28 protein-coding genes, 1 pseudogene and 1 riboswitch are annotated in these 26,013 nt (G+C 59.2%); of the genes and pseudogenes, 15 read left to right on the top strand and 14 right to left on the bottom strand.

All coding sequences use genetic code 11. The features are described from left to right. Positions 1–18 precede the first annotated feature (18 nt). Positions 19–117, bottom strand: a riboswitch (S-adenosyl-L-homocysteine riboswitch). A gap of 192 nt (positions 118–309) precedes the next feature. Continuing rightward, positions 310–717, top strand: coding sequence for an acyl-CoA thioesterase (locus tag AC07Y2_RS02485; protein ID WP_011336338.1), 408 nt, complete (start codon positions 310–312; stop codon positions 715–717). Between the two features lie 73 nt (positions 718–790). Then, on the top strand, positions 791–1,696 hold the full coding sequence (locus AC07Y2_RS02480) for a formate/nitrite transporter family protein (protein WP_039767964.1): 906 nt from the start codon (positions 791–793) through the stop codon (positions 1,694–1,696). Here AC07Y2_RS02480 and AC07Y2_RS02475 read toward each other — a convergent pair whose 3' ends face one another. Both AC07Y2_RS02475 and AC07Y2_RS02470 read right to left on the bottom strand, forming a co-directional pair. Further along, a complete protein-coding gene (locus tag AC07Y2_RS02475; RefSeq protein WP_085667394.1) occupies positions 1,697–2,962 on the bottom strand; it encodes a cation:proton antiporter in 1,266 nt (421 codons plus the stop codon). It abuts the gene before it with no gap. 105 nt (positions 2,963–3,067) lie between these two features. Next, complete coding sequence (locus AC07Y2_RS02470) at positions 3,068–4,237, bottom strand: MFS transporter (RefSeq protein ID WP_103385362.1); 1,170 nt, start codon at positions 4,235–4,237, stop codon at positions 3,068–3,070. A 219-nt stretch (positions 4,238–4,456) separates the two neighbouring features. Here AC07Y2_RS02470 and AC07Y2_RS02465 point away from each other — a divergent pair, with 219 nt between their 5' ends. Continuing rightward, positions 4,457–5,290: an EamA family transporter gene (locus AC07Y2_RS02465; RefSeq protein WP_103385363.1), complete on the top strand. Its 834-nt coding sequence runs from the start codon at positions 4,457–4,459 to the stop codon at positions 5,288–5,290. 39 nt (positions 5,291–5,329) lie between these two features. Next, a complete protein-coding gene (locus AC07Y2_RS02460; RefSeq protein WP_039767967.1) occupies positions 5,330–5,713 on the top strand; it encodes an MAPEG family protein in 384 nt (127 codons plus the stop codon). 49 nt (positions 5,714–5,762) lie between these two features. On the opposite strand, the gene mltA is transcribed toward AC07Y2_RS02460, so the two are convergent. Continuing rightward, positions 5,763–6,935, bottom strand: coding sequence for a murein transglycosylase A (mltA, locus tag AC07Y2_RS02455; RefSeq protein ID WP_103385364.1), 1,173 nt, complete (start codon positions 6,933–6,935; stop codon positions 5,763–5,765). A 128-nt stretch (positions 6,936–7,063) separates the two neighbouring features. Here mltA and AC07Y2_RS02450 point away from each other — a divergent pair, with 128 nt between their 5' ends. Beyond that, positions 7,064–7,513, top strand: coding sequence for a c-type cytochrome (locus AC07Y2_RS02450; protein ID WP_074692066.1), 450 nt, complete (start codon positions 7,064–7,066; stop codon positions 7,511–7,513). Between the two features lie 42 nt (positions 7,514–7,555). On the opposite strand, the gene AC07Y2_RS02445 is transcribed toward AC07Y2_RS02450, so the two are convergent. From AC07Y2_RS02445 to AC07Y2_RS02430, 4 genes are all read right to left on the bottom strand, one after another. Then, positions 7,556–7,951, bottom strand: coding sequence for a DUF1090 domain-containing protein (locus tag AC07Y2_RS02445; RefSeq protein ID WP_039767970.1), 396 nt, complete (start codon positions 7,949–7,951; stop codon positions 7,556–7,558). Positions 7,952–8,048: 97 nt separating this feature from the next. Beyond that, positions 8,049–9,725 carry an NAD-dependent DNA ligase LigB gene (gene ligB / locus AC07Y2_RS02440; RefSeq protein WP_103385365.1) on the bottom strand — a complete coding sequence of 559 codons (1,677 nt, stop codon included), beginning with the start codon at positions 9,723–9,725 and terminating at the stop codon, positions 8,049–8,051. A 143-nt stretch (positions 9,726–9,868) separates the two neighbouring features. After that, positions 9,869–11,059: a methionine adenosyltransferase gene (gene metK, locus AC07Y2_RS02435; RefSeq protein ID WP_011336330.1), complete on the bottom strand. Its 1,191-nt coding sequence runs from the start codon at positions 11,057–11,059 to the stop codon at positions 9,869–9,871. Between the two features lie 18 nt (positions 11,060–11,077). Next, positions 11,078–12,073: an ArsR/SmtB family transcription factor gene (locus tag AC07Y2_RS02430; protein ID WP_039767972.1), complete on the bottom strand. Its 996-nt coding sequence runs from the start codon at positions 12,071–12,073 to the stop codon at positions 11,078–11,080. A gap of 270 nt (positions 12,074–12,343) precedes the next feature. On the opposite strand from AC07Y2_RS02430, the gene tkt reads away from it, so the two are divergent. The 6 genes from tkt to fba all read left to right on the top strand — a co-directional run bounded on the left by tkt (position 12,344) and on the right by fba (position 18,571). Further along, positions 12,344–14,341, top strand: a complete 1,998-nt coding sequence (gene tkt, locus AC07Y2_RS02425) for a transketolase (protein ID WP_085611949.1) — start codon at positions 12,344–12,346, stop codon at positions 14,339–14,341. Between the two features lie 165 nt (positions 14,342–14,506). Beyond that, complete coding sequence (gene epd / locus AC07Y2_RS02420; RefSeq protein WP_064380162.1) at positions 14,507–15,559, top strand: erythrose-4-phosphate dehydrogenase; 1,053 nt, start codon at positions 14,507–14,509, stop codon at positions 15,557–15,559. Positions 15,560–15,571: 12 nt separating this feature from the next. Further along, positions 15,572–16,735 carry a phosphoglycerate kinase gene (locus AC07Y2_RS02415; protein WP_103385366.1) on the top strand — a complete coding sequence of 388 codons (1,164 nt, stop codon included), beginning with the start codon at positions 15,572–15,574 and terminating at the stop codon, positions 16,733–16,735. A 34-nt stretch (positions 16,736–16,769) separates the two neighbouring features. After that, positions 16,770–16,991, top strand: coding sequence for a hypothetical protein (locus tag AC07Y2_RS02410; protein WP_007959706.1), 222 nt, complete (start codon positions 16,770–16,772; stop codon positions 16,989–16,991). A gap of 57 nt (positions 16,992–17,048) precedes the next feature. Beyond that, positions 17,049–17,381, top strand: a complete 333-nt coding sequence (locus tag AC07Y2_RS02405; RefSeq protein WP_039767975.1) for an MliC family protein — start codon at positions 17,049–17,051, stop codon at positions 17,379–17,381. Positions 17,382–17,506: 125 nt separating this feature from the next. Continuing rightward, a complete protein-coding gene (gene fba, locus AC07Y2_RS02400) occupies positions 17,507–18,571 on the top strand; it encodes a class II fructose-bisphosphate aldolase (RefSeq protein ID WP_007959708.1) in 1,065 nt (354 codons plus the stop codon). A gap of 73 nt (positions 18,572–18,644) precedes the next feature. Here fba and AC07Y2_RS02395 read toward each other — a convergent pair whose 3' ends face one another. Both AC07Y2_RS02395 and AC07Y2_RS02390 read right to left on the bottom strand, forming a co-directional pair. Then, a complete protein-coding gene (locus AC07Y2_RS02395; protein WP_103385367.1) occupies positions 18,645–19,844 on the bottom strand; it encodes a type II toxin-antitoxin system HipA family toxin in 1,200 nt (399 codons plus the stop codon). Continuing rightward, positions 19,841–20,092, bottom strand: a complete 252-nt coding sequence (locus AC07Y2_RS02390; RefSeq protein WP_039767977.1) for a helix-turn-helix domain-containing protein — start codon at positions 20,090–20,092, stop codon at positions 19,841–19,843. The genes AC07Y2_RS02395 and AC07Y2_RS02390 overlap by 4 nt, the downstream gene beginning before the upstream one ends. Positions 20,093–20,177: 85 nt before the next feature. On the opposite strand from AC07Y2_RS02390, the gene AC07Y2_RS02385 reads away from it, so the two are divergent. The 3 genes from AC07Y2_RS02385 to AC07Y2_RS02375 all read left to right on the top strand — a co-directional run bounded on the left by AC07Y2_RS02385 (position 20,178) and on the right by AC07Y2_RS02375 (position 21,595). Then, positions 20,178–20,603: a class II fructose-bisphosphate aldolase gene (locus AC07Y2_RS02385; RefSeq protein ID WP_490840616.1), complete on the top strand. Its 426-nt coding sequence runs from the start codon at positions 20,178–20,180 to the stop codon at positions 20,601–20,603. Positions 20,604–20,763: 160 nt separating this feature from the next. Further along, positions 20,764–21,015, top strand: a complete 252-nt coding sequence (locus AC07Y2_RS02380) for a helix-turn-helix transcriptional regulator (RefSeq protein WP_102619726.1) — start codon at positions 20,764–20,766, stop codon at positions 21,013–21,015. Next, complete coding sequence (locus tag AC07Y2_RS02375) at positions 21,008–21,595, top strand: HipA N-terminal domain-containing protein (protein WP_256586959.1); 588 nt, start codon at positions 21,008–21,010, stop codon at positions 21,593–21,595. Before AC07Y2_RS02380 ends, AC07Y2_RS02375 begins: the two co-directional genes overlap by 8 nt. A gap of 376 nt (positions 21,596–21,971) precedes the next feature. On the opposite strand, the pseudogene AC07Y2_RS02370 reads toward AC07Y2_RS02375, so the two are convergent. The 3 genes and pseudogenes from AC07Y2_RS02370 to AC07Y2_RS02360 form a co-directional block, all read right to left on the bottom strand. Next, positions 21,972–22,190, bottom strand: a pseudogene (locus AC07Y2_RS02370) (polysaccharide lyase family 7 protein); the annotation flags it as partial. After that, positions 22,124–22,552 carry a hypothetical protein gene (locus tag AC07Y2_RS02365; RefSeq protein ID WP_146040471.1) on the bottom strand — a complete coding sequence of 143 codons (429 nt, stop codon included), beginning with the start codon at positions 22,550–22,552 and terminating at the stop codon, positions 22,124–22,126. The gene AC07Y2_RS02365 and the pseudogene AC07Y2_RS02370, both read right to left, overlap by 67 nt. Before the next feature lie 210 nt (positions 22,553–22,762). After that, entirely contained in the window at positions 22,763–23,335 is a 573-nt protein-coding gene (locus tag AC07Y2_RS02360) for a hypothetical protein (protein WP_103385368.1), read from the bottom strand. Between the two features lie 502 nt (positions 23,336–23,837). Between AC07Y2_RS02360 and AC07Y2_RS02355 the strand changes: the two genes are divergently transcribed. Next, positions 23,838–24,335, top strand: coding sequence for a hypothetical protein (locus tag AC07Y2_RS02355; RefSeq protein WP_146040472.1), 498 nt, complete (start codon positions 23,838–23,840; stop codon positions 24,333–24,335). 105 nt (positions 24,336–24,440) lie between these two features. Here the strand turns inward: AC07Y2_RS02355 and AC07Y2_RS02350 are convergent, their stop codons facing one another. After that, the gene (locus AC07Y2_RS02350) at positions 24,441–24,800 is read right to left on the bottom strand and encodes a DUF6124 family protein (RefSeq protein WP_103385369.1); all 360 of its coding nucleotides are present in this window, start codon (positions 24,798–24,800) and stop codon (positions 24,441–24,443) included. A 364-nt stretch (positions 24,801–25,164) separates the two neighbouring features. After that, entirely contained in the window at positions 25,165–25,833 is a 669-nt protein-coding gene (locus AC07Y2_RS02345; protein ID WP_011336318.1) for a polysaccharide lyase family 7 protein, read from the bottom strand. Between the last annotated feature and the right edge of the window lie 180 nt (positions 25,834–26,013).

Below are 26,013 nucleotides of genomic sequence, written 5' to 3'. Positions count from 1 at the left end.
GCCTCCATTCGTAATGTATGCGAATGGGCGCCGTTGTGCGTTTAGTGTCCGGCCTGAGCCGGTCAACGCCCCATCCGAGCCTGACAGGTTGAACCTGCTGCAGCGCCCCTCGGACAGGTGGCGGGAAAACGGTATCAAGTGAAGGTTACCGTTTTGAAACGGGGGCGATTATAGCTTTCTTTGAGCTGCGAGTGGCAAGCCGCAAGCGACAAGTAACAGCGGCTCGGCTTTTAACTTGCAGCTCGTCGCTTGAAGCTTGAAGCTGGGGGCGTAACCCTATTGCACAAACAACTCGGAGGCCGCCCCCCCATGAATTTCCACACCCGCAAGTGGGTAAAACCCGAAGACCTCAACCCCAACGGCACCCTGTTCGGCGGCAGCCTGCTGCGCTGGATCGACGAGGAAGCGGCGATCTACGCCATCGTTCAACTGGGCAACCAGCGTGTGGTGACCAAGTACATTTCCGAAATCAACTTCGTCAGCGCCTCGCGCCAGGGCGACATCATCGAACTGGGCATCACCGCCACCGAGTTCGGCCGCACCTCGATCACCCTGACCTGCGAAGTGCGCAACAAGATCACTCGCAAGAGCATCCTGACCGTCGAGAAGATGGTCTTCGTCAACCTCGGCGAAGACGGCCTGCCGGCGCCGCACGGGCGGACCGAGATCAGGTATGTCAAAGACCAGTTCAAGGATGACGTGCCCGTTACCGAGTAATCGCGTCACACCGGCGAACGGAAGCCGAGCGGCGCGTGTCGTAGCCTTATGACCCCGCCACCGGTTTCCCGCCATGACCACACCAACAGACGGCAAGACCCCCGATCTCTCGGCCAAGGAACAGCACGAAGTCGAGAAAAACCAGCCGCCCCGGGCGGCGGTTCTGCATGAAATCATCCGCAAACAGGGCGACCAGGAACTGGAGCGCAGCATCGCCGCGCTGTGGTGGTCGGCGCTGGCGGCCGGGCTGACCATGGGCCTGTCGCTGATGGGCATGGGCCTGCTCAACTCGCGTCTGCCCGAGGGCGACGAATTCAAAGTGATTGCCAGCTTCGGCTACTGCGCAGGCTTTCTCGCGGTGATCCTCGCCCGCCAGCAACTGTTTACCGAAAACACCCTGACTGCCGTGCTGCCGGTGATGACCAAGCCGACCCTGGCCAATTTCGGCCGGTTGATCCGGCTGTGGACGGTGGTGCTGTTCGGCAACCTGTGCGGGACGATTCTGGTGGCGTACGTGATGCTCGAACTGCCGATCTTCGACAGCAAGACCGACGAGGCCTTCCTCGAAATCGGCCGCAAGGTCATGGAGAATCACGCGAGTCAGATGTTCGCCAAGGGCATCGTCTCGGGCTGGATGATCGCCACCATGGTCTGGATGATCCCGTCCATGGAAAGCGCGAAGATGTGGATCATCATCCTCATCACCTATCTGATGGCACTGGGCGATTTCACTCACATCGTGGTGGGGTCGGCGGAGGTGTCGTATCTGGTGTTTGCCGGCGAGTTGCCGTGGAGTGACTTCTGGGCGGTGTTTGCCGGGCCGACGCTGGCGGGGAACATCATCGGCGGCAGTTTCATCTTTGCCCTGATCAGTCATGCGCAGATCCGCAGTGAAAGCGGTGCGCCGAAAGAAACGGATGCGCCGAAGGAATCTGCGGATCAGGCCGAAAAGCCCGATCCGCAGCGGATCAAGAAATGATCAATGGTGCGCGGGCTCGGCAGCGGTCGCCGGCTCATCGCGGGTTGCGTGCTTGACCAGTTTGCCGATGGTCAGGCCCTGCAACAGGATCGACGACAGCACCACGATGTAAGTGATGCTCAGCAGCAGATCGCGCTCCGGGCCCAGCGGCAGGGCCAGGGCCAATGCCACCGAAACACCGCCGCGCAAACCACCCCAGGTCAGGATCCGGATCGTACCGCGCGGCACCGTGCGCCAGCGCCGCAGCAAGACGATGGCCGGGGCCACGGTGAGCAGCCGCGACAGCAGAATCGCCAGCGCCAGCAGGCTTGCCGCCGCCACGTGCAGCCAGTTGAACGGCAGCAGCAACAGCTCCATCCCGATCAGCGCGAACAGCAACGCGTTGAGCATGTCGTCGAGCAACTCCCAGAAACCGTCCAGGTATTTGCGCGTCATGTCGTTCATCGCCAGGTTGCGACCGAGGTTGCCGATGATCAGACCGGCGACCACCATCGCAATCGGCGCCGACACGTGCAGCTCGGTGGCCATCGCCGAACCGCCGATCACCAGGGCCAGGGTCAGCATGACTTCGATCTGATGCTGCTCAATGCTTTTGATCATCAGGTACACCAGATAACCGATCAGCCCGCCGAACAGCACGCCACCGATGGCTTCATGGGCAAACAGCATGGCCGTGGCGCCGACAGTCGGGGTTTCGCCCAGTTGCGCGATGCCCAGCAGCACGGTGAACACCACCACGGCGGTGCCGTCGTTGAAAAGCGATTCGCCGACGATGGTGGTCTTCAGCGGTTTCGAGGCGTTGGCCGTACGCAGCACGCCGAGTACCGCGATCGGGTCGGTCGGGGAAATCAGCGCGCCGAACAACAGGCAGTAGAGGAAGCTCACGTGCCAGCCGAACAGGGCAAAAATGTAATAGGCGAGGCTGCCGATCACGGCGGTGGCGATCAGTACGCCGAAGGTCGCCAGCAGGCCGATGGGCCAGCGGTAACTGCGCAGGTCGTTGAGGTTCACGTGCAACGCACCGGCGAACAGCAGGAACGAGAGCATCCAGTTCATCAGCAGATCGCCGAAGTCGATCTGGCCGATCAGTTGCTGCACGCGCTCTTCCAGACCGGGGTAACCGAGCAGGCTCAAGCCTTGCAGCAACAGGGAAAACATCAGTGCGGTAACCATCACGCCGATGGTCGGAGGCAGGCCGATGAAGCGGAAATTCACAAAGGTGAGGAGGGTGGTGAGGCAGATGAAAGCGGCGACGAGTTCAAGCATCCGGGGTCCTTTGGATGGGGGTGGAAAGACAGCGCGCCCGTTCATGGACGCAAGGGTTGGATGGGCTGACGCCGGGTGGGGACACAATTGTGTCCCCCGGGAAAATCAGCCGGACACATTGACCGCAGCGACACCCCGACGTTGCAGGTAGATGAAAAACAGCGCCGTCAGCACGGTCAGCACTCCCACCAGAGCGCCGGTCCAGGGCAAGTCCGCAAGGTCCGCGCCGCTGGCCACCACCAGTCCGCCAATCCATGCGCCGGCGGCATTGCCGAGGTTGAACGCGCTCTGGTTCAGGGTCGAACCGAGGTTCGGTGCCTCGTGAGCCTGATCGATGATCAGCAGTTGCAGGATCGGGCACAGGGCGAAGGCAAAAATCCCCCACAGCACCAGCGTGATCGCTGCCGGAACCACCGAGCGACTGGTCTGGCTGAACGCCGCCAGAACCACCACCACCGCCAGCGCCACACCCACCAATGACGGCAACAGACGACTGTCGGCCAGGCGTCCGCCGAGCATGCTGCCTCCGGTCAGGCCGACACCGAACAACAGCAGCATCACCGTCACGCCGTGGGGGCTGACGCCGGTGATGTCCTGCAGAATCGGCGCGATGTAGGTGAACACGCTGAACAGGCTGGTGGAGGCCAGCACGCTCATGCCCAGCGCCAGCAACACGTTGACCTTGCCCAGCACCTTGAACTCGCTGGCGAGGTTGGCCTTGTCCATCGGGATATGTTTCGGCAGCCACAACCATTGGGCGAGGGCGGAGATCACACCGATCACCGAGACCGCCCAGAAGGTCGAGCGCCAGCCGGCGTACTGGCCGAGCGCGGTGCCCAGCGGTACGCCGAGGACGTTGGCCAGGGTCAGACCGGTGAACATCATGGCAATCGCCTGCGCCCGCTTGTTCGGTGCGACCAGCCCGGCGGCCACCACCGAACCGATGCCGAAGAACGCCCCGTGGCACAGCGCGGTGACCACCCGCGCCGCCATCAGCGTCGCGTAGTTCGGCGCCAGTGCGCACAGCACGTTGCCGAGGATGAACATCAGCGTCATGCCCAGCAGCGTGGCCTTGCGCGGCATATTGGCAGTGCCGATCGCCAGAATTGGCGCACCGAACACCACCCCCAGGGCGTAGCCGGTGATCAACAGGCCGGCGTGGGGAATGCTCACCGCGAGGTCGCGGGCGACATCGGGCAGCAGGCCCATGATGACGAATTCAGTGGTGCCGATGCCGAAAGCGGCAACAGCGAGGGCAAGCAAGGCGAGTGGCATGCGCAAGGTCTCTGTCGGTAGTCTTGACGCTTTGATCAGGCATACGCAGGCCGGCGACCGGTCTCGGGCGAGAACGGGGCAGGCAGGAATTATTGGAATTTATCTGTGCGCAACTGAGTGCGGCGTGGTCGCTTGCAGTATAAACAGCTGCTGACACATCGCGAATCAATAATCTGACTAATTGGCTCAGGTTCAACAACAAGAACAAAGGAGTGGCACGTGCTGGCGACAGCTCTGGTGTTGGTGGCGGCGCTGTTGCACGCAGCGTGGAACACGTTGATCAAGTTCAGCGCCGAACGGCTGCTGGTGGTGGCCTGCATGGACTCCGTGGCGCTGTTGTTCGTCGCGCTGGCGATGCCTTTCATCAGCCTGCCGCCGGCGGAAATCTGGCCATGGATTCTGGCGTCGGCGGCGTTCGAGCTGCTTTATCGCTACCTGTTGATCCAGGCCTATCGGGTCGGCGACCTGGGGCTGGTCTATCCGTTGATGCGCGGACTGTCGCCGCTGGTGGTGCTGGCGCTGACCCTGATCTTCGCCGGCGAGGTGCTGACCACCCAGCAAATCTTCGGGATCCTGTTGATCCCGCTGGGCATGGCTTGCCTGCTCTGGCAGGGCGGCGGCGGGAAACATTTGCCGTGGGCGATGCTGCCGGTGGTGGCACTGATCGGGCTGTGCATCGGTTGCTACACCTATATCGACGGTCAGGCGTTGCGGCGCTGGTCGCATCCGCTGGATTACCTGGTCTGGGTCACGCTGCTCAGTGCCTGGCCGTTCCCGCTGCTGGCGTGGGTGGCCAAGCGGCCGGCGTTCAAGCTGTTCTGGCGCGAGCAGTGGAAGCTGGGACTGGCGGTCGGGTTCTGCGTGTTGTTCAGCTACGCTCTGGTGCTGTGGGCGATGCAGTTGGGCTCGATTGCCGAAGCGGCGGCGTTGCGTGAAATCAGCGTGATCCTGGTGGTGCTGTTCGGCATGCGTTACCTGAAAGAACCTTTCGGCCGGCCGCGGCTCTTAGCCTGTGGGCTGGTGCTGATCGGTATGTTGGTGATGAAGTTCTGAGCGCCCGGCAACTCTAAAACTCGAAAGAAGGACGGTGTTATGACGGTGGCTTTGTGGTGTGTGTTGATCGCGATTTTTCTGCCCTATCTGTGCACCGTCGTGGCCAAGGCCTCGGGTGGTTTCAGACTGCGGGACAATCATGATCCCCGGGACTTTCTGGACAGCGTGGATGGCGTGGCGCGCCGTGCCCATGCGGCGCAACTGAACAGTTTTGAAGTGACCCCGGCGTTTGCGGCGGCGGTGATCGTCGCGCACCTGGTGGGCACGGCAGAGCTGGTGACGGTCAATGTGCTGGCGGTGCTGTTCATCACCAGTCGCCTGCTCTACATCATTTGCTATCTGGCGGACTGGGCGGCTTTGCGCTCGTTGGTCTGGTTTGTCGGGATGGTGCTGATTGCCAGCTTCTTCTTCGTTTCGATCTGAACCTGAAAAGATCGCAGGCTGACGAGGCCTGCGATCTTTTGCATTGTGCTTACGGCTTGTCGGCAACCTGCGGTACTTGCGGCAACGCCGCACCTTTCGGCCAGAGCATCCAGATCTGCCCTTGCTGCTTCATGTCGCCCGCCAGTTGCCCGGCGGCATCGCCGGTGCCCCAGAACAGGTCCGCGCGAACCTCACCGGCAATCGCGCCGCCGGTGTCCTGAGCAGCCACCGGGCGCACCAGCGGCGTGCCGTCGGGGCGAGTGGTCGACAGCCACAACAGGCTGCCCAGCGGAATCACCTTGCGATCCACCGCCGCGCTGTAACCGGCGGTCAATGGCACGTTCAGCGAGCCGCGCGGCCCTTCGTTGCTGTCCGGATTGCGGGTGAAAAACACGTAGCTCGGGTTGCTCGCCAGCAGTTCCGGAATGCGCGACGGGTTGGCCTTGGCCCAGTTGCTGATCGCACTCATGGTCACTTCTTCTTTTTTCAGCTCGCCCTGTTCCACCAGCCAGCGGCCGATCGGTCGGTACGGGTGACCATTCTGGTCGGCGTAGGCGATGCGCAGTTGTCGGCCGTCATCGGTCTGAATCCGCCCCGAACCCTGAATCTGCAGGAATTGCAGGTTCATCGGGTCGGTCAGCCAGGCCACGACCGGCGCCTTGACGCCTTGGCTTTCGATGGTCGCCGCATCGTCGTAAGGCTTGAGCACGCGACCTTCGAGGCGGCCGCGCAGGCGCTTGCCTTTGAGTTCCGGGTAAATACTTTCCAGCGAGACAATGATCATGTCTTCGGGCACGCCATACACCGGCACGTTGGCGGTGGCGGTTTGCGTCAGGCTGCCGGGATAGACCGGTTCGTAGTAGCCGGTGATCAGGCCGTTGGGATTGTCGTTCTCGGCGCGCAGGCCGAAGACGTCTAGGTTCTGCTTGAGGAACGTGCGGATGTCGCCGGCGCTTTGCGGCACGTTGGCGGCGGCTGCACAGGTTGGGCCCCAGACCGGTTCAGCCTTGAGCCGGGTGCAGGCGCTGCGCCACGAACCGAAACCGGCCACCAGGTCGCTATCGGACACTGCCGGCAGGGCTTCCCAGGTGGCACTGGAATACGTGGCCAGGGCGTGGGTTTTCGGCTTGGCGCTGTCGCCACCGGTGCACCCGGCGAGGATCGCCAGCAGCGGAAGGGTGACGATGAGCGGATGACGCCAGGCCTTGAAGCGGCTGTTCATGGAGAATTTCCTGTGCCGGTTGCAGAAGTGCTCCATGCGCTCAAGCAACCCTTATTGTTAATAGGGCTATTGGTGTTTGGCGGTGACCCGAGGATACTGGCCGCCGATTTCCGTGACCTGAAGCCACCATGACTCTTAAAAGAATTTCTGTTGTATTGCTGGCCTGTCTGACCTTGTCCGCCTGTGGCGGTGTCGACCCGAATTCCCCGCTGGGCCAGCGCAAGGCGATCTTCAAGCAGATGCTCAAAACCGGCGAAGACCTGGGTGGCATGTTGCGTGGGCGCATCCCGTTCGACGGAGCGAAATTCGCCGAAGGCGCGGTCAAGCTCGATGCGTTGTCCCATGAGCCGTGGAAACATTTCCCGCAGGTGCGCGAAGAAGATCACACCAGCGCCAAGGACGATGTCTGGCAGAAACAGGCCCGCTTCCAGGAAATGGCCCGCACCCTTGAAGCGGCCACCGGTGAACTGGTGATCGCCAGCAAGGTTCAACCCTACAAGGCCAGTAACCTGGGGCCGGCGGTGCAGAAAGTCGAAGATGCCTGCAGTGCCTGCCATAAAGAGTTTCGCGACCACTGATGTTCAAGGGATCACGGTTTTTGGCTGTGATCCCCGGCTTGCTTACTTGTCGAGTTCGTCCAGCGCGTCCTGCAATTCCTTGCGCGATTCGGCGAGCTTGTTCTTGCGCTTGTCGATCTTCTCCGGATCGCCCTTCTTCATGGCCTTGTCCAGATCAGCCTGACGCCTGCTCACTTCGTGCTTGGCGTCGAGCACCTTGTTTTCACGTTCTTTCTTCAGGCCGGCGTCGGTGCAGTGTTCGGTGACTTCGCGCAGGGCGGTTTCGAGGCCGGCCTGCTGGTCGGCATTGCCGCGGGACTTGGCCTGTTCGATCTGATTGATGATGCCCTGCTTCTTGGCAGCACAGCCGGTCAGGCCCGGCGCGTCTTCGTCGGCCATCACGGGGGCGGCGAGGACTGCGCAGAAAGACAGCAGGGCGAGCGGTGCGAGAAATTTCATAAAAGCTCCATGTGCAAAGGCAATCGTATCGGTGAAGCACTGCGCTGTTGGAGCGCTCCGGCGGACTTGGGTTCCCGGTGGGCCGGGGATTGCGTGTTCAGAAGCCGTCGACACCGGCGGCTTGCAAGGTTTTACTCAGGGCCAGTACCTGCGGGTCACGAAAAAAGGCGCTCAATTGCGCCGCGCGACCCGGGCCGATTCCGGCTTCTGCCTGCCATTGTTCGGTGTTGCGTTGTGCCAGCGTCTGCCATGAATCGGCGAGTGTTGCCTGACCGGTCGGTGGCAGCCCCAGGGCTTTGAGCCACTGCAGGAACGGCCGTTGGCGGGCGCTGTGAAAACTGTGCAGCAGGCGGGCACTGCTGCGCTCGCCGAGACCGGCAATGTTAGCAAGCTCCGGCCCGTCGAGGGTCAACCAATCCAGCAGGCTGTTCAGGCGGCCTGTTTCCAGAAGTTTCTCCCAGGTGCCGCGACCGACATGGGGCAGGGCCAGTCCCTGCTTGCCGCTGAGCCAGGTCAGGCGGGCGAGGAACTGGCTTTCGCAGCCCGGCGTCGGTTGCCAGCAGCTCAGGGCGTGAAAGTCGCTGGCGAGCGGAACGTTCAGCTCCACGCGTTCGGTGCTGCGCAGCACCACGCTGTCGAGGCGCGGAATCGTCAGCCCGGCCAGGCTGATTGCCACCTGATCGCCGGGGCGAATGTCCAGTTCCTGCCAGCGCCTGAGCGAACTGACACTGACCCGTTTGATCTGCCGGTCATCGAGCATCACCGGCGACAGTTCAAGCACCGGCGTGATGCGCCCGGTGCGGCCGATCTTGAAGTTCACCTTGCGCACATCGGCCAGCGCCTGGGCAAAAGGGTATTTCCAGGCGACAGCCCAATAGGGCGGACGAGCCTGCCAGCGCTCTGCCGGTGGCCGCAGGCTTTGGCGCAGAACCACTCCGTCCGTGGCAAATGGCAGTGGCGAGCGATACCAGTGATCGCGCCAGTGTTGCGCGTCGTTCAGGCTGGCGACGGCCTGGGTGTAGGGCTCCGTGGTAGGAAAACCGAACTGCGTAAGGGCCGCGATTCGCTCCGGCAAGTCCTTCGGCCCTTGCGGCCAGTCCCAGACAAACAGCCCGATGCCTGCAGCGTGTTCCGCGTCGAGATCCTTGCGCCCCAGCAGCCCGGCCACGGTGGCGCGGGCGTTGGCGCTGCCGGCACGTGCCTGTGTATGTCCGTTCAAACGCCAGTAGAGTTCGCCTTGCACCAGCAGGTCCTGCGGTTGCGTCAGCTGTTGCGGAATGGCTCCGATTCTTTTTGCCGACTCCGTCCAGTCCTGCCCGCGAACACCATCCCCGCGACTGATCGCCTGATGCAATCGGCCGTCGCGATAGATCAGGGTGACCGCCACGCCATCGACCTTGGGTTGTACCCAGACGTTTTGGCGGTCGCGCAGCCAGGTCGCGATGTCCGCCGCGTCGTGAAGCTTGTCCAGACCGGTGTGAGCGACCGGGTGCGCAACCGGGCCTGATGCGGTGCGCAACGGCTCGGGCGGTGAGGGAAGTTTGAAGCACCGGCGCCATTGGTTCAGGCGCAAGCGGGACTGATCGTAGAGCTCATCGGCGATCACCGAACGACCTTCGCGATGATAGGCGTCGTCCCAGCGGTCGATCTGTTGTTGCAGGGCGGCGACTTCGCTCGAAGCCCGGGCGGCGGCCCAGTCGGGGCAGTCGGCAGCGAAGGTGTTGAGGTGGAAAAACGGCAGGAAAAACAAAAACAGGCGCAGTGTGGCAAGCATCGTGAGCGTCCTTGCTCAGAGAGATACCTGAAGGCTAGCCGGGATTTCGAAGCGGGCCGGGCGGCTGTTTTGCCGGTTGTTTCGCGGCCATGAAAAAGCCCCGCACGGCGAACCGTGCGGGGCTTCTTGTACCGCCAGGAAAATTACAGGCCGGCAGCGGAACGCAGAGCGTCGGCGCGGTCGGTTTTTTCCCAGGTGAACGTGGAGAAGGTGTCTTCGCCAACGGTCTTGGTCTGCGGAGCGCGGCCGAAGTGGCCGTAGGCTGCGGTTTCCTGGTACATCGGGTGCAGCAGGTCCAGCATGGTGGTGATCGCGTATGGACGCAGGTCGAACACTTCGCGGACCAGTTTGATGATCTTGTCATCGCTGATCTTGCCGGTGCCGAAGGTGTTCAGCGAGATCGAGGTAGGCTGGGCTACACCGATCGCGTAGGAAACCTGGATCTCGCAACGCTCGGCCAGGCCGGCAGCCACGATGTTCTTGGCAACGTAACGGCCAGCGTAGGCCGCCGAACGGTCAACCTTGGATGGATCTTTACCGGAGAACGCGCCGCCGCCGTGACGGGCCATGCCGCCGTAGCTGTCGACGATGATCTTGCGACCGGTCAGACCGCAGTCACCTACCGGGCCGCCAATGATGAACTGGCCGGTCGGGTTGATGTGGAACTGGGTGTCCTTGCTCAGCAGTTCGGCAGGCAGCACGTGCTTGACGATCAGCTCCATCACGCCTTCGCGCAGGTCGTTGTACGACACTTCAGGGTTGTGCTGGGTCGACAGAACCACGGCGTCGATACCGACAACCTTGCCGCCTTCGTAACGGCAGGTCACTTGCGACTTGGCGTCCGGACGCAACCAAGGCAGCAGACCCGATTTACGGGCTTCGGCCTGACGCTGCACCAGCTGGTGCGAGAAGGTGATCGGTGCTGGCATCAGCACGTCGGTTTCGTTGCTGGCGTAGCCGAACATCAGGCCCTGGTCGCCGGCGCCCTGATCTTCAGGCTTGGCACGGTCAACACCCTGGTTGATGTCAGGGGACTGCTTGCCGATGATGTTCATCACGCCGCAGGTCGCGCCGTCGAAGCCGACGTCGGAGCTGGTGTAGCCGATGTCGCAAATCACGTCACGAACGATCTGCTCCAGGTCGACCCAGGCACTGGTGGTCACTTCACCGGCAACGATGGCCACGCCAGTCTTGACCAGGGTTTCCACCGCAACGCGTGCGTGCTTGTCCTGGGCAATGATGGCGTCCAGCACTGCATCGGAAATCTGGTCGGCGATTTTGTCCGGATGTCCTTCAGACACGGACTCGGAGGTGAAGAGGGAGTATTCGCTCATCTCGATGTTTTCCTGAATTTACCGATGGTGAGTGTCGCCAGCCGGTCGCTGAAAATGGCGGACCTGGATCTGGAAACCATTACGTAAGCCTACATAGAGGCTTTCCCCGGGAACGAGTCCCGCAGCGGTGGCCCAACGGGCCAGATCGTCCTGTTCAAACCCCAACCACAGATCACCGCAGGCCTCCCTGGCCCAACTCTGGTTGTGGCTACATAACTCTGTCACGAGCAGGCTACCGCCCGGTTGCAGCAGGCTGGCCATGTGCTTGAGCGCTTCGGCCGGCGCGGCGAAATGGTGCAACACCATGTTCAACACCACGCAATCGGCCTGAAGGCTCACGCCATTCAATGCATCGGCCAATTGCAGGCTGACGTTAGCCAGCTGTTCACGTTCACATACCTGGCGAGCCAGTTCGAGCATCGCCGCGCTGTTGTCCAGTGCGGTTACGGTGTCGAAGCGACGCGCCAGTTCCGGCAGGAATGCACCATCGCCGGGGCCGACTTCAATGGCCGTGGCTGCGCCATCGAAATTCAGTTTGTCGAGCAGGGCCAGCACGCTTTCACGGTACTGCGGCAGGCCGGCAATCAAATCCTGCTGGGCGCGGAATTTCTCTGCAACCCTTGCGAAAAAGTCCTGGCTGTTGGCCGCGCGTTGCCCGTGAACCTGTGCGATCCGGGATTCCACGTCGGCTGGCAGCGCCAGATTGTCGACTTCTTCTAACAATGCAGCGTGCAACTTGCCTCCCAGCAACTCGGTGTGGGGCAGGGCGCGGCGATAGAACACCGCATTGCCTTCGCGGCGAGTCGCCACCAGATCCGCCTGCGCCAGCACTTTAAGGTGATGGCTCATGCCGGACTGGCCGATACCGAAAATCTGCGCCAGTTCCAGTACGCCGAACGAGTCGTTGGCCAGGGCACGCAATACATTCAGCCGCAGCGGATCGCCGCCGGCCTTGCACAGGGCCGCCAGCTCGTCGCAATCGTCATGGCGAATGGAAGGCACGCGTAAGTTCATAGGGCTGGCAGTCTAGTGACGGCCCGGAAGCACCGCAAGGTCTATATCAAAAAGTTTTGATATTGCTCGATGGATGGCGCATTCGATTGCACTTCTCACTGCCCGGTCAACTCTACAAACGAACAGCGGAAAGGTTTCACCAACCGAAACCGATGTTATCCAATGGAAAAACGCCTCCGGATGACTATCTGTCATTGCCCCGAGGCGCTCGGGTGAGGGAAAATGCCCTCCTTTTTCCGTTTCAATCTATTCACACCCAGGAGATCAGCGATGCCTAGCCGTCGTGAGCGTGCCAACGCCATTCGTGCCCTCAGCATGGATGCCGTGCAAAAAGCCAACAGCGGCCATCCCGGTGCCCCTATGGGTATGGCAGATATCGCCGAAGTGCTTTGGCGCGACTACCTCAAGCACAACCCGAGCAACCCGTCGTTCGCCGACCGTGACCGCTTCGTGCTGTCCAACGGCCACGGCTCGATGTTGATCTACTCGCTGCTGCACCTGACCGGCTACGACCTGTCGATCGACGACCTGAAGCAATTCCGTCAACTGCACAGCCGTACCCCGGGCCACCCGGAATTCGGTTACACCCCGGGCGTTGAAACCACCACCGGCCCGCTGGGTCAGGGCCTGGCCAACGCTGTGGGCTTCGCCTTGGCAGAAAAAGTCCTGGGCGCGCAGTTCAACCGCCCTGGCCACAACATCGTCGACCACCACACCTACGTGTTCCTGGGTGATGGCTGCATGATGGAAGGCATTTCCCACGAAGTCGCTTCCCTGGCCGGCACTCTGGGCCTGGGCAAGCTGATCGCCTTCTACGATGACAACGGCATTTCCATCGACGGCGAAGTCGAAGGCTGGTTCACCGACGACACGCCGAAGCGTTTCGAATCGTACAACTGGCAAGTGATCCGCAACGTTGACGGTCACGACCCGGAAGAGATCAAGACCGCCATCGAGACCGCTCGCAAGAGCCCGCTGCCGACCCTGATCTGCTGCAAGACCACCATCGGTTTCGGTTCGCCGAACAAGCAAGGCAAGGAAGATTGCCACGGCGCCCCGCTGGGTGACGCGGAAATCGCCCTGACCCGTCAGGCGTTGAACTGGAACCACGGCCCGTTCGAAATCCCGGCCGACATCTATGCCGAGTGGGATGCCAAGGAAAAAGGCCGCGCCGCCGAAGCCGAGTGGGATCAGCGTTTCGCTGCCTACTCCGCCGCGTTCCCGACCGAAGCCAACGAACTGATCCGTCGCCTGAGCGGCGAGCTGCCGGCCGACTTCTCCGAGAAGGCTGACGCCTACATCGCCGACGTTGCTGCCAAAGGCGAAACCATCGCCAGCCGTAAAGCCAGCCAGAACGCCCTGAACGCGTTCGGCCCGCTGCTGCCGGAAGTGCTGGGCGGTTCGGCTGACCTGGCCGGTTCCAACCTGACCCTGTGGAAAGGCTGCAAAGGCGTCAGCGCCGAAGACGCCAGCGGCAACTACATGTACTACGGCGTGCGCGAATTCGGCATGACCGCGATCATGAACGGCGTTGCCCTGCACGGTGGTCTGGTGCCTTACGGCGCGACCTTCCTGATGTTCATGGAATACGCCCGCAACGCAGTGCGCATGTCCGCTCTGATGAAGCAGCGCGTGATCCACGTCTACACCCACGACTCCATCGGTCTGGGCGAAGACGGCCCGACGCACCAGCCGATCGAGCAACTGACCAGCCTGCGCAGCACGCCGAACCTCGACACCTGGCGTCCAGCCGATGCCGTTGAATCGGCCGTGGCCTGGAAAAACGCTCTGGAGCGCAAGGACGGCCCGTCGGCGCTGATCTTCTCGCGTCAGAACCTGCAGCACCAAACCCGTGATGCCGGTCAGATCGCCGACATCAGCCGTGGTGGTTACGTGCTCAAGGACTGCGCAGGCGAGCCTGAGCTGATCCTGATCGCCACCGGTTCGGAAGTTGGTCTGGCCGTTCAGGCCTACGACAAACTCACCGAGCAGGGCCGCAAGGTTCGCGTGGTTTCCATGCCATGCACCAGCGCGTTCGACGCTCAGGACGCCAGCTACAAGCAATCGGTCCTGCCGTTGCAGGTCAGCGCACGTATTGCGATCGAAGCGGCCCACGCCGACTTCTGGTTCAAGTACGTGGGTCTGGAAGGTCGCGTGATCGGCATGACCACCTACGGCGAATCGGCTCCGGCTTCGGCACTGTTCGAAGAGTTCGGCTTCACCCTGGAAAACATCCTGGGTCAGGCTGAAGAGCTGCTGGAGGACTGATCCAGAAGTTTTGTCGTCTGGACTGCGGTCCATCGTCGGAACGCCGCCCGGAGCAGGCTCGCTCCCACATTGGAATGCATTTTCCTGTGGGAGCGAGCCTGCTCGCGATAGCGGTAGTTGAAGCACCGCAACACTGACGGTTTCACCACGGTAATCGAGAACCCCATGCCTCAACCGCGTCCCTACAAAGTTGCACTCAACGGCTACGGCCGCATTGGTCGTTGCGTCTTGCGTGCGTTGTTCGAGCGAGGCGAGAAGGCCGGGTTCGAGATTGTCGCGATCAACGATCTGGCCGACATGGCCAGCATCGAATACCTGACACGCTTCGACTCCACCCACGGCCGGTTCCCGGGCGAGGTGAAGGTCGACGGCGATTGTCTGCATATTAATGGCGACTGCGTGAAGGTCCTGCGCAGTGCCACCCCCGAAGGCATCGATTGGGCATCGCTGGGCGTCGATCTGGTGCTCGAATGCTCCGGCGCTTACCACACTCGCGCAGACGGCCAGCGCTTTATCGACGCCGGCGCGCCGCGTGTACTGTTTTCGCAGCCGATGGCCAGCGAGGCGGATGTCGACGCCACCATCGTCTACGGCGTCAATCAGGATTGCCTGACCGGCGACGAACTGCTGGTGTCCAACGCCTCCTGCACCACCAACTGCGGCGTACCGCTGTTGCGTCTGCTGGATCAGGCGGTCGGCCTGGATTACGTGTCGATCACCACCATCCACTCGGCGATGAACGATCAACCGGTGATCGACGCCTATCACCACGAAGACCTGCGCCGCACCCGTTCTGCGTTCCAGTCGGTGATCCCGGTGTCCACCGGTCTGGCGCGTGGCATCGAGCGCCTGCTGCCGGAACTTGCCGGGCGAATTCAGGCCAAAGCCGTACGCGTGCCGACGGTCAATGTGTCCTGCCTCGACATCACGATGCAGACCGCGAGCGACACCGACGCCGGCGAGGTCAACCGGATCCTGCGCGACGCCGCCACCAGCGGCCCGCTCAAAGGTCTGTTGGCCTACACCGAATTGCCTCACGCCAGTTGTGATTTCAACCATGACCCACATTCGGCCATCGTCGATGCCAGTCAGACCCGCGTTTCCGGCCCTCGGCTGGTAAACATCCTGGCCTGGTTCGACAACGAATGGGGTTTTGCCAACCGAATGCTGGATGTTGCAGAACACTATCTGCAAACAGCGACTTCAAAAAAACCGTAGGAAGTGCGACCCATGACCGTGTTGAAGATGTCCGACCTCGATCTGCAAGGTAAGCGCGTATTGATCCGCGAAGACCTCAACGTCCCAGTCAAGGACGGTGTTGTCACCAGCGATGCGCGTATCCTGGCTTCGCTGCCGACCATCAAGCTGGCCCTGGAAAAAGGCGCGGCCGTGATGGTCTGCTCGCACCTGGGTCGTCCGACCGAAGGCGAATTCTCCGCCGAGAACAGCCTCAAGCCTGTCGCCGACTACCTGAGCAAGGCCCTGGGCCGCGAAGTGCCGCTGGTGGCCGACTACCTGGGCGGCGTTGACGTCAAGGCCGGCGACATCGTGCTGTTCGAAAACGTGCGCTTCAACAACGGCGAGAAAAAGAACGCCGACGAACTGGCCCAGCAATATGCCGCCCTGTGCGACGTGTTCGTGATGGACGCTTTCGGCACCGCTCACCGCGCTGAAGGTTCGACGCACGGCGTTGCCAAGTTCGCCAAAGTCGCCGCTGCCGGCCCGCTGCTGGCCGCTGAACTCGATGCACTGGGCAAAGCCCTGGGCGCCCCGGCCAAGCCGATGGCGGCCATCGTTGCCGGTTCCAAGGTCTCGACCAAACTCGACGTGCTGAACAGCCTGAGCCAGATCTGCGATCAGCTGATCGTCGGCGGCGGCATCGCCAACACCTTCCTCGCTGCGGCCGGTCACCCGGTCGGCAAGTCGCTGTACGAGCCGGACCTGCTGGACACCGCGCGCGCCATCGCCGCCAAAGTCAGCGTGCCGCTGCCGGTCGACGTGGTGGTTGCCAAGGAATTTGCCGAAAGCGCTGAAGCGACCGTGAAGCTGATCGCTGACGTGGCTGCCGACGACATGATCCTCGACATCGGCCCGCAAACCGCGGCCAACTTCGCCGAACTGCTGAAGTCGTCGAAAACCATCCTGTGGAACGGCCCGGTCGGCGTGTTCGAATTCGACCAGTTCGGCAACGGCACCAAAGTGCTGGCCGAAGCCATCGCCGAAAGCGCGGCGTTCTCGATTGCCGGCGGTGGCGACACCCTGGCGGCCATCGATAAATATGGCGTGGCTGAAAAGATCTCCTACATTTCCACCGGCGGTGGCGCGTTCCTCGAATTCGTCGAAGGCAAGGTGCTGCCGGCCGTTGAAGTCCTGGAAAGCCGGGCCAAGGCCTGAGGCCGCCCGATTGGCCAGGCAAAGGAGTGTTCAGATGGTCAAGTCGTTAGCGCTGTTGCTGCTGACCGGTACGCTGGCGGCCTGCGGGAGTAACCCGAAGGCCGAGCCGACACCGGCACCGGGCGAGGCCCAGAAAGGCTGCTACCAGGCCGACTGGCAGGCCGAAACCAACCCGGTGCTGAACAAGCGCTCGGGCCCGGACGGTCTGGACAAATACGAGACGCAAACCCCGGCCAAGGAACATGGTTGTCCTTGACCGGTCTGACTCTTTAACTCAGGGCCGGCGGCGTGCGCTGCCGGTCGAGGAACACGGATGAAAGGCTTGATCGCCGTTGCGGCGCTGGGATTGTTGGGTGGTTGCGCGCAGTGGAACCCGTTCCAGTCGTCCGCCCCTGTGGATAACTGGACCACCTGGACCTGCGACAGCCAGGCCAAGGTGCTGTGGCGCTTCACCGATGCCGCCCGCAAGGAAGTCGATGTGCGCCTGGGCGGCGGTGATCAGGTCTATCGCCTGAAGGAAGAGCCGGGCGCCTCGGGCGCGCTGTACAGCGACGACATGCTGGCGTTTCACATCAAAGGTAATGAAGGCCTGGTTTACTGGGTCGCCACCAATGATTTGATCGGCCGGGGCTGCAAAGCCGAATAAAACAGAATTTGCTTTATCGAATCACCAGGCCGGGCCTCAACCCCCGATCTGCAATCACTTGAATAGCCGCCGCCGCTCCGGCAGGCTGGCACGATTAACGACCCAAACCGGGAGAGAGACACACAATGGCACTTATCAGCATGCGCCAGATGCTGGACCACGCAGCCGAGTTCGGCTACGGCGTTCCAGCCTTCAACGTCAACAACCTTGAGCAGATGCGCGCCATCATGGAAGCCGCTGACAAGACTGACTCCCCGGTGATCGTTCAGGCTTCGGCCGGTGCCCGCAAATACGCCGGCGCCCCGTTCCTGCGTCACCTGATCCTGGCGGCAATCGAAGAATTCCCGCACATCCCGGTGTGCATGCACCAGGACCACGGCACCAGCCCTGACGTCTGCCAGCGCTCGATCCAGTTGGGCTTCAGCTCGGTCATGATGGACGGCTCCCTCGGTGAAGACGGCAAGACCCCGACCGACTACGAATACAACGTCCGCGTGACCCAACAAACCGTCGCCATGGCTCACGCCTGCGGCGTTTCGGTAGAAGGCGAGCTGGGCTGCCTGGGTTCGCTGGAAACCGGCATGGCCGGTGAAGAAGACGGCATCGGCGCCGAAGGCGTTCTGGATCACAGCCAGATGCTGACCGACCCGGAAGAAGCCGCTGACTTCGTCAAGAAGACTCAAGTTGATGCCCTGGCCATCGCCATCGGCACCAGCCACGGCGCCTACAAGTTCACCAAGCCACCTACCGGTGACGTGCTGGCGATCGACCGCATCAAGGAAATCCACAAACGCATCCCGAACACCCACCTGGTGATGCACGGTTCCTCGTCGGTTCCACAAGAGTGGCTGGCGATCATCAACCAGTACGGCGGCGACATCAAAGAAACCTACGGCGTACCGGTTGAAGAAATCGTCGAAGGCATCAAGCACGGCGTGCGCAAGGTCAACATCGACACCGACCTGCGTCTGGCATCCACCGGCGCCATGCGTCGCCTGATGGCCACCAACCCGAGCGAGTTCGACCCGCGTAAATTCTTCGGCGAAACCGTCAAGGCGATGCGCGATGTATGTATCGCTCGTTACGAAGCTTTCGGTACCGCCGGCAACGCTTCGAAGATCAAGCCGATCTCGCTGGAAAGCATGTATCAGCGTTATCTGAAGGGTGAGTTGAACGCCAAGGTCAATTGAGACTGGGTGTTGAGCTGATTTGAAAGAAACCCGCCGTGAGGCGGGTTTTTTGTGGGTGGTGATTTTGTGCGCGTCACCCAAAAGTCAGGGTGAATGGCGCTGCTGCCTGCTCAATGGCACTGACCACATGAGGTGCCTGTTCTCGATATTGAGGGTAGCGCGCAAGTACCGCTTCAACCGAGGCAAGCAATCGCTGAATGCGCGCCCTCGGCTGCTCGATCTCACAGGTGTGGGCAAACTCCAGCAAACCCTGTCGCGAGGCAAACATTGACTTGTTGCCCGCCAGATCCAGAGCCAGTACATCCTCAGGAATATAAGCCGTGGTGTTGACGATGTCGTAAGCCGGCGCCAGGCGCGCGTCGCGCTGAGTCGGTTCGGAGTAAAGCAATCCAAAGTTTTTCAAATGAGCGTCGCCATTCCCGACAATGCAGCTCAAGGCAACGCTATCGAAAAGTTGATCAAGTGATGCGCGTACATGCTCGGCCGGGCAGTACACACGGATGGCCTTGGCAATTGCCGCATAGCTTTTGCTGTACTTCTGGCTGGCCGACAACCCCATCAACACTGCCATGTCTTCAAAACCGATCGGGTTGAGCTGATCGTCGCGGTCAAAGCGGCGCATGACGAACAGCTTGGCATTATCGGAAATGTAAAACGGCGGAACGGGAATACCCGCTTCTTTCGCCATGGACATACAAAGGAATTCGTTGACTGCCAGACCGGGAAATTCGTCTCGGCCACTTTTGATAATCAAGTCTGAGGTTTTCGAGGTCACGCGGGGTAACGCGGCTTCCTGTTGTTCCGGAACCAGCAATTTTGGCTGAACACCCGAAATGCCTGCTCGCAGAATGTAGCGATCCATCAGGCCGGCGAAAATATCTTCCGTGCCGTCCCACGTCAGAATCTCCTCAAGTTTTTCTCCTGGAAATTGTTGTTCTTCCAGCAAGGCATCAACCGTTTCAGAGCGCACTTGAACCCTGCCAATGGGAGAGGTGCTACCGGAGAGCGCCAGCAACAGCATCGGGTCGACATTCACGGTCTTGGCCAGGCGATTACGCAGTTGCTCCAGCACGTAGCCTTCCGGCAGGTTCATCTGAAAAACAGGGTGGAGCTCGCGTCGGCGAAACTCGTCATGCCGCACAGGCATCGACAGGCTGATAGCCACATCTGGCAATAAATCGTCGTGATAACGGAACGTGAAGTCCTCGCCATCGCTGAAAAGCCTGCCACTATGCCCCTCAGGCGTACTGACTTTGAGAGAGGTCATTTTCATTCGAATAAATCCCCAAGCTCTTCAAGGGTTGGCATGGCGGCCGGGACGACAGCGAGTTCGCAATCCAGTGCACCGAGCACGCGCGCATAGGCGATCATGCCAACAGAAAGGGTGCCTTTTTCTACGGCGATGACCTTGTATCGTGTCAGCCCGGCGAGGTCGGCAAGCTGAGCTTGGGTCAGGCCTCGGCGAATACGCTTTTCGCGCAACTGGTCGCCAAGGCGAGCGATCAACAAAAAATAATCCATGTGCTGCTACCGGAACATAAATATATGAATGTTACGTTAGCACAACGTTGTGGAAGATGGTGTTTCGTAGGCCTACCGCAGACGTGTGGCAATGATCGCATCAAGGCAATTCAAATTCCCGAACACCCACCTGGTGATGCACGGTTCCTCGTCGGTGCCACAAGAGTGGCTGGCGATCATCAACCAGTACGGCGGCGACATCAAAGAAACCTACGGCGTACCGGTTGAAGAAATCGTCGAAGGCATCAAGCACGGCGTGCGCAAGGTCAACATCGACACCGACCTGCGTCTGGCATCCACCGGCGCCATGCGTCGCCTGATGGCCACCAACCCGAGCGAATTCGACCCACGTAAATTCTTCGGCGAAACCGTGAAGGCGATGCGCGATGTATGTATCGCTCGTTACGAAGCTTTCGGTACTGCCGGCAACGCTTCGAAGATCAAGCCGATCTCGCTGGAAAGCATGTATCAGCGTTATCTGAAGGGTGAGTTGAACGCCAAGGTCAATTGAGACTGGGTGTTGAGCTGATTTGAAAGAAACCCGCCGTGAGGCGGGTTTCTTTTTGCCTGGAGTTTTATCAAGCAGTCGACTGACGTAAGGCGCTTGAAATGTCACTCATAACGGACATAATCGATTTTAGATTTTAAAAAGTCCCATATGGGTGACATTTATGCTGCTCCCTAATCCCGCTGTTTTCGGTGAAAGAATTCGGCAATTGCGTCGGGCCAAAGGCTACAGCCAAGCGATATTGGCCCACAGAGCCAAATGCAGCCGCAAAACCATCATTGACCTTGAGGCCGGCGAGAATGTCGCGCTCTACACCGCGTTCAGGGTGTTGTCAGCGCTGGGCATGGCACTGGAAATTGTCGATAACCGCATTGATCTCAAATCCCTGGCCGATCTGGTAGAGCACGATGAGTAAAGTCAAAAGGCTCAACGTCATCACGCCGCAAGGCTTCTCCGGCGAGTTGTCCAGGGGATCGCAGTTTTCCTTTGCCTATGAAACCGCCGATGCAACAAGGGAAGTCTCTCTGGTCATGCCCTATGATCCGACGCCCTCGGTGAGCAACGTGCTGCATCCGATCTTCGATATGAATGTGCCTGAAGGGTTTCTGGCGGATCAGATCAAGCGCCGGATGGCCAAGCACATGCAAGTCGATGAGATGCGTCTGTTATCGGTCATCGGCGTGAACCAGATTGGGCGCCTCACCTACCATCCAGAAGCACTGCAAACCGTGCAATTGGCACCCGTTTTCGATGTCACCACTACAACGGTTTACGAAAACTACAATCCAAAATCAGGTCGCTCCTTGGTTGATCGCACGTTGGCCATCAAGATGAACAAGGTGAAAACCTATCCCGGATCGCCAGCAACTGATCGAGTTTGGTCGCAAGCATTGCTCAGTGGAGAAGCCAGGATTGATCATCGAGCGTATTGCCGAGGCGATGACTCAAGCGTTGGCGAATCATCAGGCAAGAGTGAACGGCGAGTTGTTTGCTGATATGCAGCGGGAATGGGATGCGGGGCGGGTAGTGGCGTTGAATGACTCCGTCGGCTCAGGAATGAAACGAAAGCCAATCGGTACGACCCGTATTTGATACCTGTCGGCTGAGTTAAAACTAAAGTAAAGCGGGGGCAGATTTATTTAATCGATCAGCAGATAAATAAATCTGTCCCAATTTTTTCAAAGCTTGAAACCACGGGCTACTAAACCCGATCACTGCGAATCAGTGACCCGAATCAAGTTACCGATGGCCCTCCAGGCGCACAAGCCGGCGGATTCTGGCGTACCAGTAGGCAGCGACGCAAGCCGTTGTAGGCTTCGGGACGTTACGCGCACTGCCTTTAAACAGCAGCCTTAAACGAGCGCATCGCGGCTACTTATCGTGATCGATATCCAGCTTGCTGAACGTCACCTGCCCACCCTCGCTGGTGTACCCGGTGTTGCCCTGCACATACACGCCGGCCTTGAAGTACAGCGGCTTGTTGCGCCACGTCGCATAAATCCACCCGCTTTTTTTCAGGTTCTTCAGGAGAGTCTGAATCTTGCAGAAAGTGATGCTGAGACGAGAACTCCGCTTGCGTTGAATTGTAAATAACGAAGTGCATAGTCACCGTTTTGAAGCGTCAAATTTTTCTCTACACCAATGCGGCTGAGTTTGCTGCCCAGTAAAGAGTTGAGCCTTTGGAGGGTTAAAATTTCGGTGTGCACGGTAGTCGAAGGGCCATTTGGATTGATCGAATTGATGAGAAGCTCGATTTTGTCATCAGGCCGAGTGTTTGGGGTTAAATGCACCAGTATGCCTGCCAAGGCTGTGTTTGTTTTTGAGTTGTTCCACTGTATCAACGGTGCTGGGGCTACGCTGGCGCTCGTTGAAGGCGAGGCCTTGATGGAGGAAGCTGTAATGCCTGAAGTTGGAAGTGGTAATGGCGCAGTTAGCATTGTTAACGTGCTCATGATTTAACTCCTGTTGCGCGCAGGGAACGCTGAAGATCATCCCTTGTTTAATACGAGTCCCTGATTTCAATCAATGAATACGGCACCGGACGGTGTGTCACGGTATATTTGATCGACTTACAATGTCAGGGACTTGTAAATTATTGGTTAAGGGGAATAGGATCGGGTTTTATTCGGTGATTGGACGAATTAAAAGCTCGACCCATTGGTTTATTTCCTGTTGGTTAAGCTCCATCCGGGATTATTCTGCATGTGCGTGTGAATAGCCGAATAGACTCCACCTGCCGCGCCACCTCTGGCAGTACCAATGTTGAATGTGACTCTTTTTGCGTCAGCTGAAGTCGAGACGTTCGTTCTCAAAATGAATCTATCTGACATCATGTCCAGCGGCCCGAAAATATCAACGTTTTGGAATGCACCGAGGATGTCAGCTGTCATTAATATTGAATCAATTTTTGAGATTTTCGCTATAACCGGTTGATTGTTCGAGTCCATAAAGGTCAGCAACTCTCCAAGCTTAAAATTCGAAGTATCGGTTGTCTCAATTGTGCTGCAAGCCTCCCAGGTATTTTGGGGATCCCGAAACCAGATGGATCGTTCGCGGCCTCCGTACATACGTAAAATTTTTTTCCTCTCGATCACTTCAGGCACACCACTTCTGTCAAGAATCAGTGCGTCCGCCTCTGGATCAAAACTGAGGAAGTTGCCCTCGTAGTAATTATTTTCGTCATCGAGGATTGTCAGATCATCATATTGATCAAACTGAGTGTCAGGGAAGTGCATTTGATAATTCCTTTTATGGGTTTTGTGCTGAAAAGGTTTGCATTTGTTCTGTTGCTTGTATGGGTGTGGCTGGTTTTCATAGGTTTGATGTCACTGCGAGGGTGATTGTTGTGGATTTTCAAGCGTGATGGGAACTGTCAAAGTTGACAGTTTTTTATACCATTTGGCGATGGAATAAATAGCGATTGTCGTTGTTTGAAGCTGAAAATCCATTTGTTTCAGGGGAAATCCATTTGTTTCAGGGGAAAGATGATCTCTTCGTTTTTTTGATCTCTGCGGTAAATGAATCCGTCAACTTTTGTTTTTTTGCTCCCTTTTTGCTCAGGTGGTGTGGTGAGTAGTTGAAATGCTGCAGGGCTATAGCTGGGATAGTTCTTATGGCTGAATTGAATTAGAAACTGGTAGTTTTTACAGGTTCCTTGAGCTCAAGTGCTTGTTAGGCTGTGAGTGCATGAGCTTGGTTTTAATCATCCGTCGGCATCTTTGATCAAGTAGGTTGACTATGAACGTTACCCCTGTTGTAGCGGTTCCGGGAAATCTGATTGGATTGAGCGCGACTACACTGCAAATAGCTTCCGATCCTAATCCTTATCCATCTTTGCAGATGAGAAGCGTTGCGCCGTTGCTGGTACAAGTGCCGGGAACAGTGTTCGCGGCTTTGCATTACGCGTTACCAGGCGCTACCAGAGTAGGCGACGAGCTGGAGATCCTTCTGGTTGACCAAAGCCTTTTTCCAACGTCGGTATTGAAAATTCATCTCGATGACTATCGGATTTTTTTGGCTCTTAGAAGGCAGCAGGGGGTATTTATCCAGAACGAGATCAATACAAGTCGCTGGCCTGCCATGGGTATTACGCCCGGCATCTACGATGTTGAAGTTGTTCACTCTGGTGCGACTCCTCCGGGTGTGCCGACTCCACCCTCTCCGGCCCCTCAAGTGCCCGCTACTCCCAGTCGAGTGGTGGCTCTCAGTTTTCTTCGCTCGTATTTGATTACGTGAAGAAGGGTGTACGCCGGACTCCAGGCGATTTGATCCGGTTCACAGCAAACCCACCCCGTCAGACTCAGTGAAAGGGCGGGTTTTTTGGTTTCAGCGGTGTGCAGGTTATGCCGGTTCGACGTGATCCAGCGCCTGATTCACCGCCAGTTCTCCAAGCATTACCAACTGCGCAATGCCTATCGCGGTTTTGCGGTCGGTGGGAGGGAGAGTCGCGGCGAAGTTGTTGAGCATTTCGCTGGCGGAGCCGAGGGTTTCGCTGGCGTTGGCCAGCAGGGATTCCGTGTTGTAGGCGGGATTGGCGAAGTACATGCGGTCGGGTTCGTTGACCGTGGTCATGATGCGGGCGCCGGGGCAGAGGTAGTGGTCGAGGGCGCGTTCGGCGGCTTCGTTGAGTTTGGTGGGGTCGAGGGGATCGTAGGGGGAGGCCGGGTCTGTGACCGGCGGATGAGGTGTCGATTGAATCATGTTTCGTCTCCGGGAAATGGAGCCGACACCGGATCGCTACTAAACGATGGGGTGGCAGCTGAACGCAGGTTAGTAGACCGGGGAGACGCGAACCGGCGCGCCCGAAAGCGCCCTGCGTACAGCTACCATCAAGCGCAGATATTGAGATATCTCACTTTCTGGAGTGCAAATACGCCTCGCGAACCCTCGGGCTACTAAACCCGATCACTGCGAATCAGTGACCGGAATCAAGTTACCGATGGCCCTCCAGGCGCACAAGCCGGCGGATTCTGGCGTACCGGTAGGCAGCGACGCAAGCCGTTGTAGGCTTCAGGAAGTAACGCGAACCGTCTTTAAACAGAAGCCTTAAACGGTCGCGTGGCTACTATTTATCGTGATCAATATCCAGCTTGCTGAACGTCACCTGCCCACCCTCGCTGGTGTACCCGGTGTTGTCCTGCACATACACACCCGCCTTGAAATACAGCGGTTTGTTGCGCCACGTCGCGCTGATCTGCGAATCCCACTGATACCCGGCCGCACTCACGCCCAGCGCGCCGCCGGGGCTCAGGTGAATGAGGTAGTTGAACTCGCGATTGAGTTTGATCCCGGTGGCGAGGGTGATGACGCGGCTTTCGTCCTGATCCGGATGGGTGCGCAGTTTGATCACCAGGTTGCCGGTCTCGGTTTTTTCTTTGTATTGGTATTCAAGCTTGAGCATCGGCTTCTGGCTTTCATAGGCGTGGATCTGGCCGATGACGATCTTGCCCGAGCTGGGCACCTTGTTGACCGAAAGGGTCGCGCGCAGCAGGTTGTCGGCGTCGGGGTAATACCAGTTGCGCAATGTTCCGTTGCTGTAGGTCTCACGCAGTTCGGTGCGGGGATAAATGGCGTTTTCGGTTTTCGAACCGGTCACCGGGGACCAGAAGAACAGGGTGCCGGTGTCGGAATGGAAGTACTGATCCTTGAAGCCGTTCACCAGTTTGGAGGTTTCGACGGTGTAGGGCGGGCTGCCAACGGGAACGCTGAGGTTCCAGGTTGCGAGGTCGATCATGTCGGTTCTTCCACTCTATTTCTCTTGCACGCGCGTGCCAGAAGCTCTAGCCCGCGCCTTTTGGGGGCGGCCTTTATAAGCGTAGAGGGATTTTTTGTTAACGGCCGTCTGGCGGATGATTGGCGTCAACATCCTGTCGAAATGCCACCTTTCCCGGTTTTCGGGGGCTTCAGCGGTGAC

The sequence above is a fragment of the Pseudomonas sp. GW456-12-1-14-TSB6 genome (genome assembly GCF_059424205.1).
Note: the sequence above shows the minus strand (reverse complement) of the source record. Positions and strands in the feature narration are given on the sequence as shown.

Bases quoted from the DNA above. Each gene is read 5' to 3' on its own strand.
- AC07Y2_RS02365 (WP_146040471.1), bottom strand. From the start codon at position 22,552: ATGAGCACGTTAACAATGCTAACTGCGCCATTACCACTTCCAACTTCA.
- mltA (WP_103385364.1), bottom strand. From the start codon at position 6,935: ATGAACAGCCGCTTCAAGGCCTGGCGTCATCCGCTCATCGTCACCCTT.
- metK (WP_011336330.1), bottom strand. From the start codon at position 11,059: ATGAGCGAATACTCCCTCTTCACCTCCGAGTCCGTGTCTGAAGGACAT.
- AC07Y2_RS02475 (WP_085667394.1), bottom strand. From the start codon at position 2,962: ATGCTTGAACTCGTCGCCGCTTTCATCTGCCTCACCACCCTCCTCACC.
- AC07Y2_RS02450 (WP_074692066.1), top strand. From the start codon at position 7,064: ATGACTCTTAAAAGAATTTCTGTTGTATTGCTGGCCTGTCTGACCTTG.
- AC07Y2_RS02350 (WP_103385369.1), bottom strand. From the start codon at position 24,800: ATGATTCAATCGACACCTCATCCGCCGGTCACAGACCCGGCCTCCCCC.
- AC07Y2_RS02460 (WP_039767967.1), top strand. From the start codon at position 5,330: ATGACGGTGGCTTTGTGGTGTGTGTTGATCGCGATTTTTCTGCCCTAT.
- epd (WP_064380162.1), top strand. From the start codon at position 14,507: ATGCCTCAACCGCGTCCCTACAAAGTTGCACTCAACGGCTACGGCCGC.
- AC07Y2_RS02360 (WP_103385368.1), bottom strand. From the start codon at position 23,335: ATGCACTTCCCTGACACTCAGTTTGATCAATATGATGATCTGACAATC.
- AC07Y2_RS02410 (WP_007959706.1), top strand. From the start codon at position 16,770: ATGGTCAAGTCGTTAGCGCTGTTGCTGCTGACCGGTACGCTGGCGGCC.
- AC07Y2_RS02380 (WP_102619726.1), top strand. From the start codon at position 20,764: ATGCTGCTCCCTAATCCCGCTGTTTTCGGTGAAAGAATTCGGCAATTG.
- AC07Y2_RS02345 (WP_011336318.1), bottom strand. From the start codon at position 25,833: ATGATCGACCTCGCAACCTGGAACCTCAGCGTTCCCGTTGGCAGCCCG.
- ligB (WP_103385365.1), bottom strand. From the start codon at position 9,725: ATGCTTGCCACACTGCGCCTGTTTTTGTTTTTCCTGCCGTTTTTCCAC.
- fba (WP_007959708.1), top strand. From the start codon at position 17,507: ATGGCACTTATCAGCATGCGCCAGATGCTGGACCACGCAGCCGAGTTC.
- AC07Y2_RS02395 (WP_103385367.1), bottom strand. From the start codon at position 19,844: ATGAAAATGACCTCTCTCAAAGTCAGTACGCCTGAGGGGCATAGTGGC.
- AC07Y2_RS02390 (WP_039767977.1), bottom strand. From the start codon at position 20,092: ATGGATTATTTTTTGTTGATCGCTCGCCTTGGCGACCAGTTGCGCGAA.
- AC07Y2_RS02430 (WP_039767972.1), bottom strand. From the start codon at position 12,073: ATGAACTTACGCGTGCCTTCCATTCGCCATGACGATTGCGACGAGCTG.
- AC07Y2_RS02375 (WP_256586959.1), top strand. From the start codon at position 21,008: ATGAGTAAAGTCAAAAGGCTCAACGTCATCACGCCGCAAGGCTTCTCC.
- tkt (WP_085611949.1), top strand. From the start codon at position 12,344: ATGCCTAGCCGTCGTGAGCGTGCCAACGCCATTCGTGCCCTCAGCATG.
- AC07Y2_RS02470 (WP_103385362.1), bottom strand. From the start codon at position 4,237: ATGCCACTCGCCTTGCTTGCCCTCGCTGTTGCCGCTTTCGGCATCGGC.
- AC07Y2_RS02485 (WP_011336338.1), top strand. From the start codon at position 310: ATGAATTTCCACACCCGCAAGTGGGTAAAACCCGAAGACCTCAACCCC.
- AC07Y2_RS02355 (WP_146040472.1), top strand. From the start codon at position 23,838: ATGAACGTTACCCCTGTTGTAGCGGTTCCGGGAAATCTGATTGGATTG.
- AC07Y2_RS02445 (WP_039767970.1), bottom strand. From the start codon at position 7,951: ATGAAATTTCTCGCACCGCTCGCCCTGCTGTCTTTCTGCGCAGTCCTC.
- AC07Y2_RS02415 (WP_103385366.1), top strand. From the start codon at position 15,572: ATGACCGTGTTGAAGATGTCCGACCTCGATCTGCAAGGTAAGCGCGTA.
- AC07Y2_RS02405 (WP_039767975.1), top strand. From the start codon at position 17,049: ATGAAAGGCTTGATCGCCGTTGCGGCGCTGGGATTGTTGGGTGGTTGC.
- AC07Y2_RS02480 (WP_039767964.1), top strand. From the start codon at position 791: ATGACCACACCAACAGACGGCAAGACCCCCGATCTCTCGGCCAAGGAA.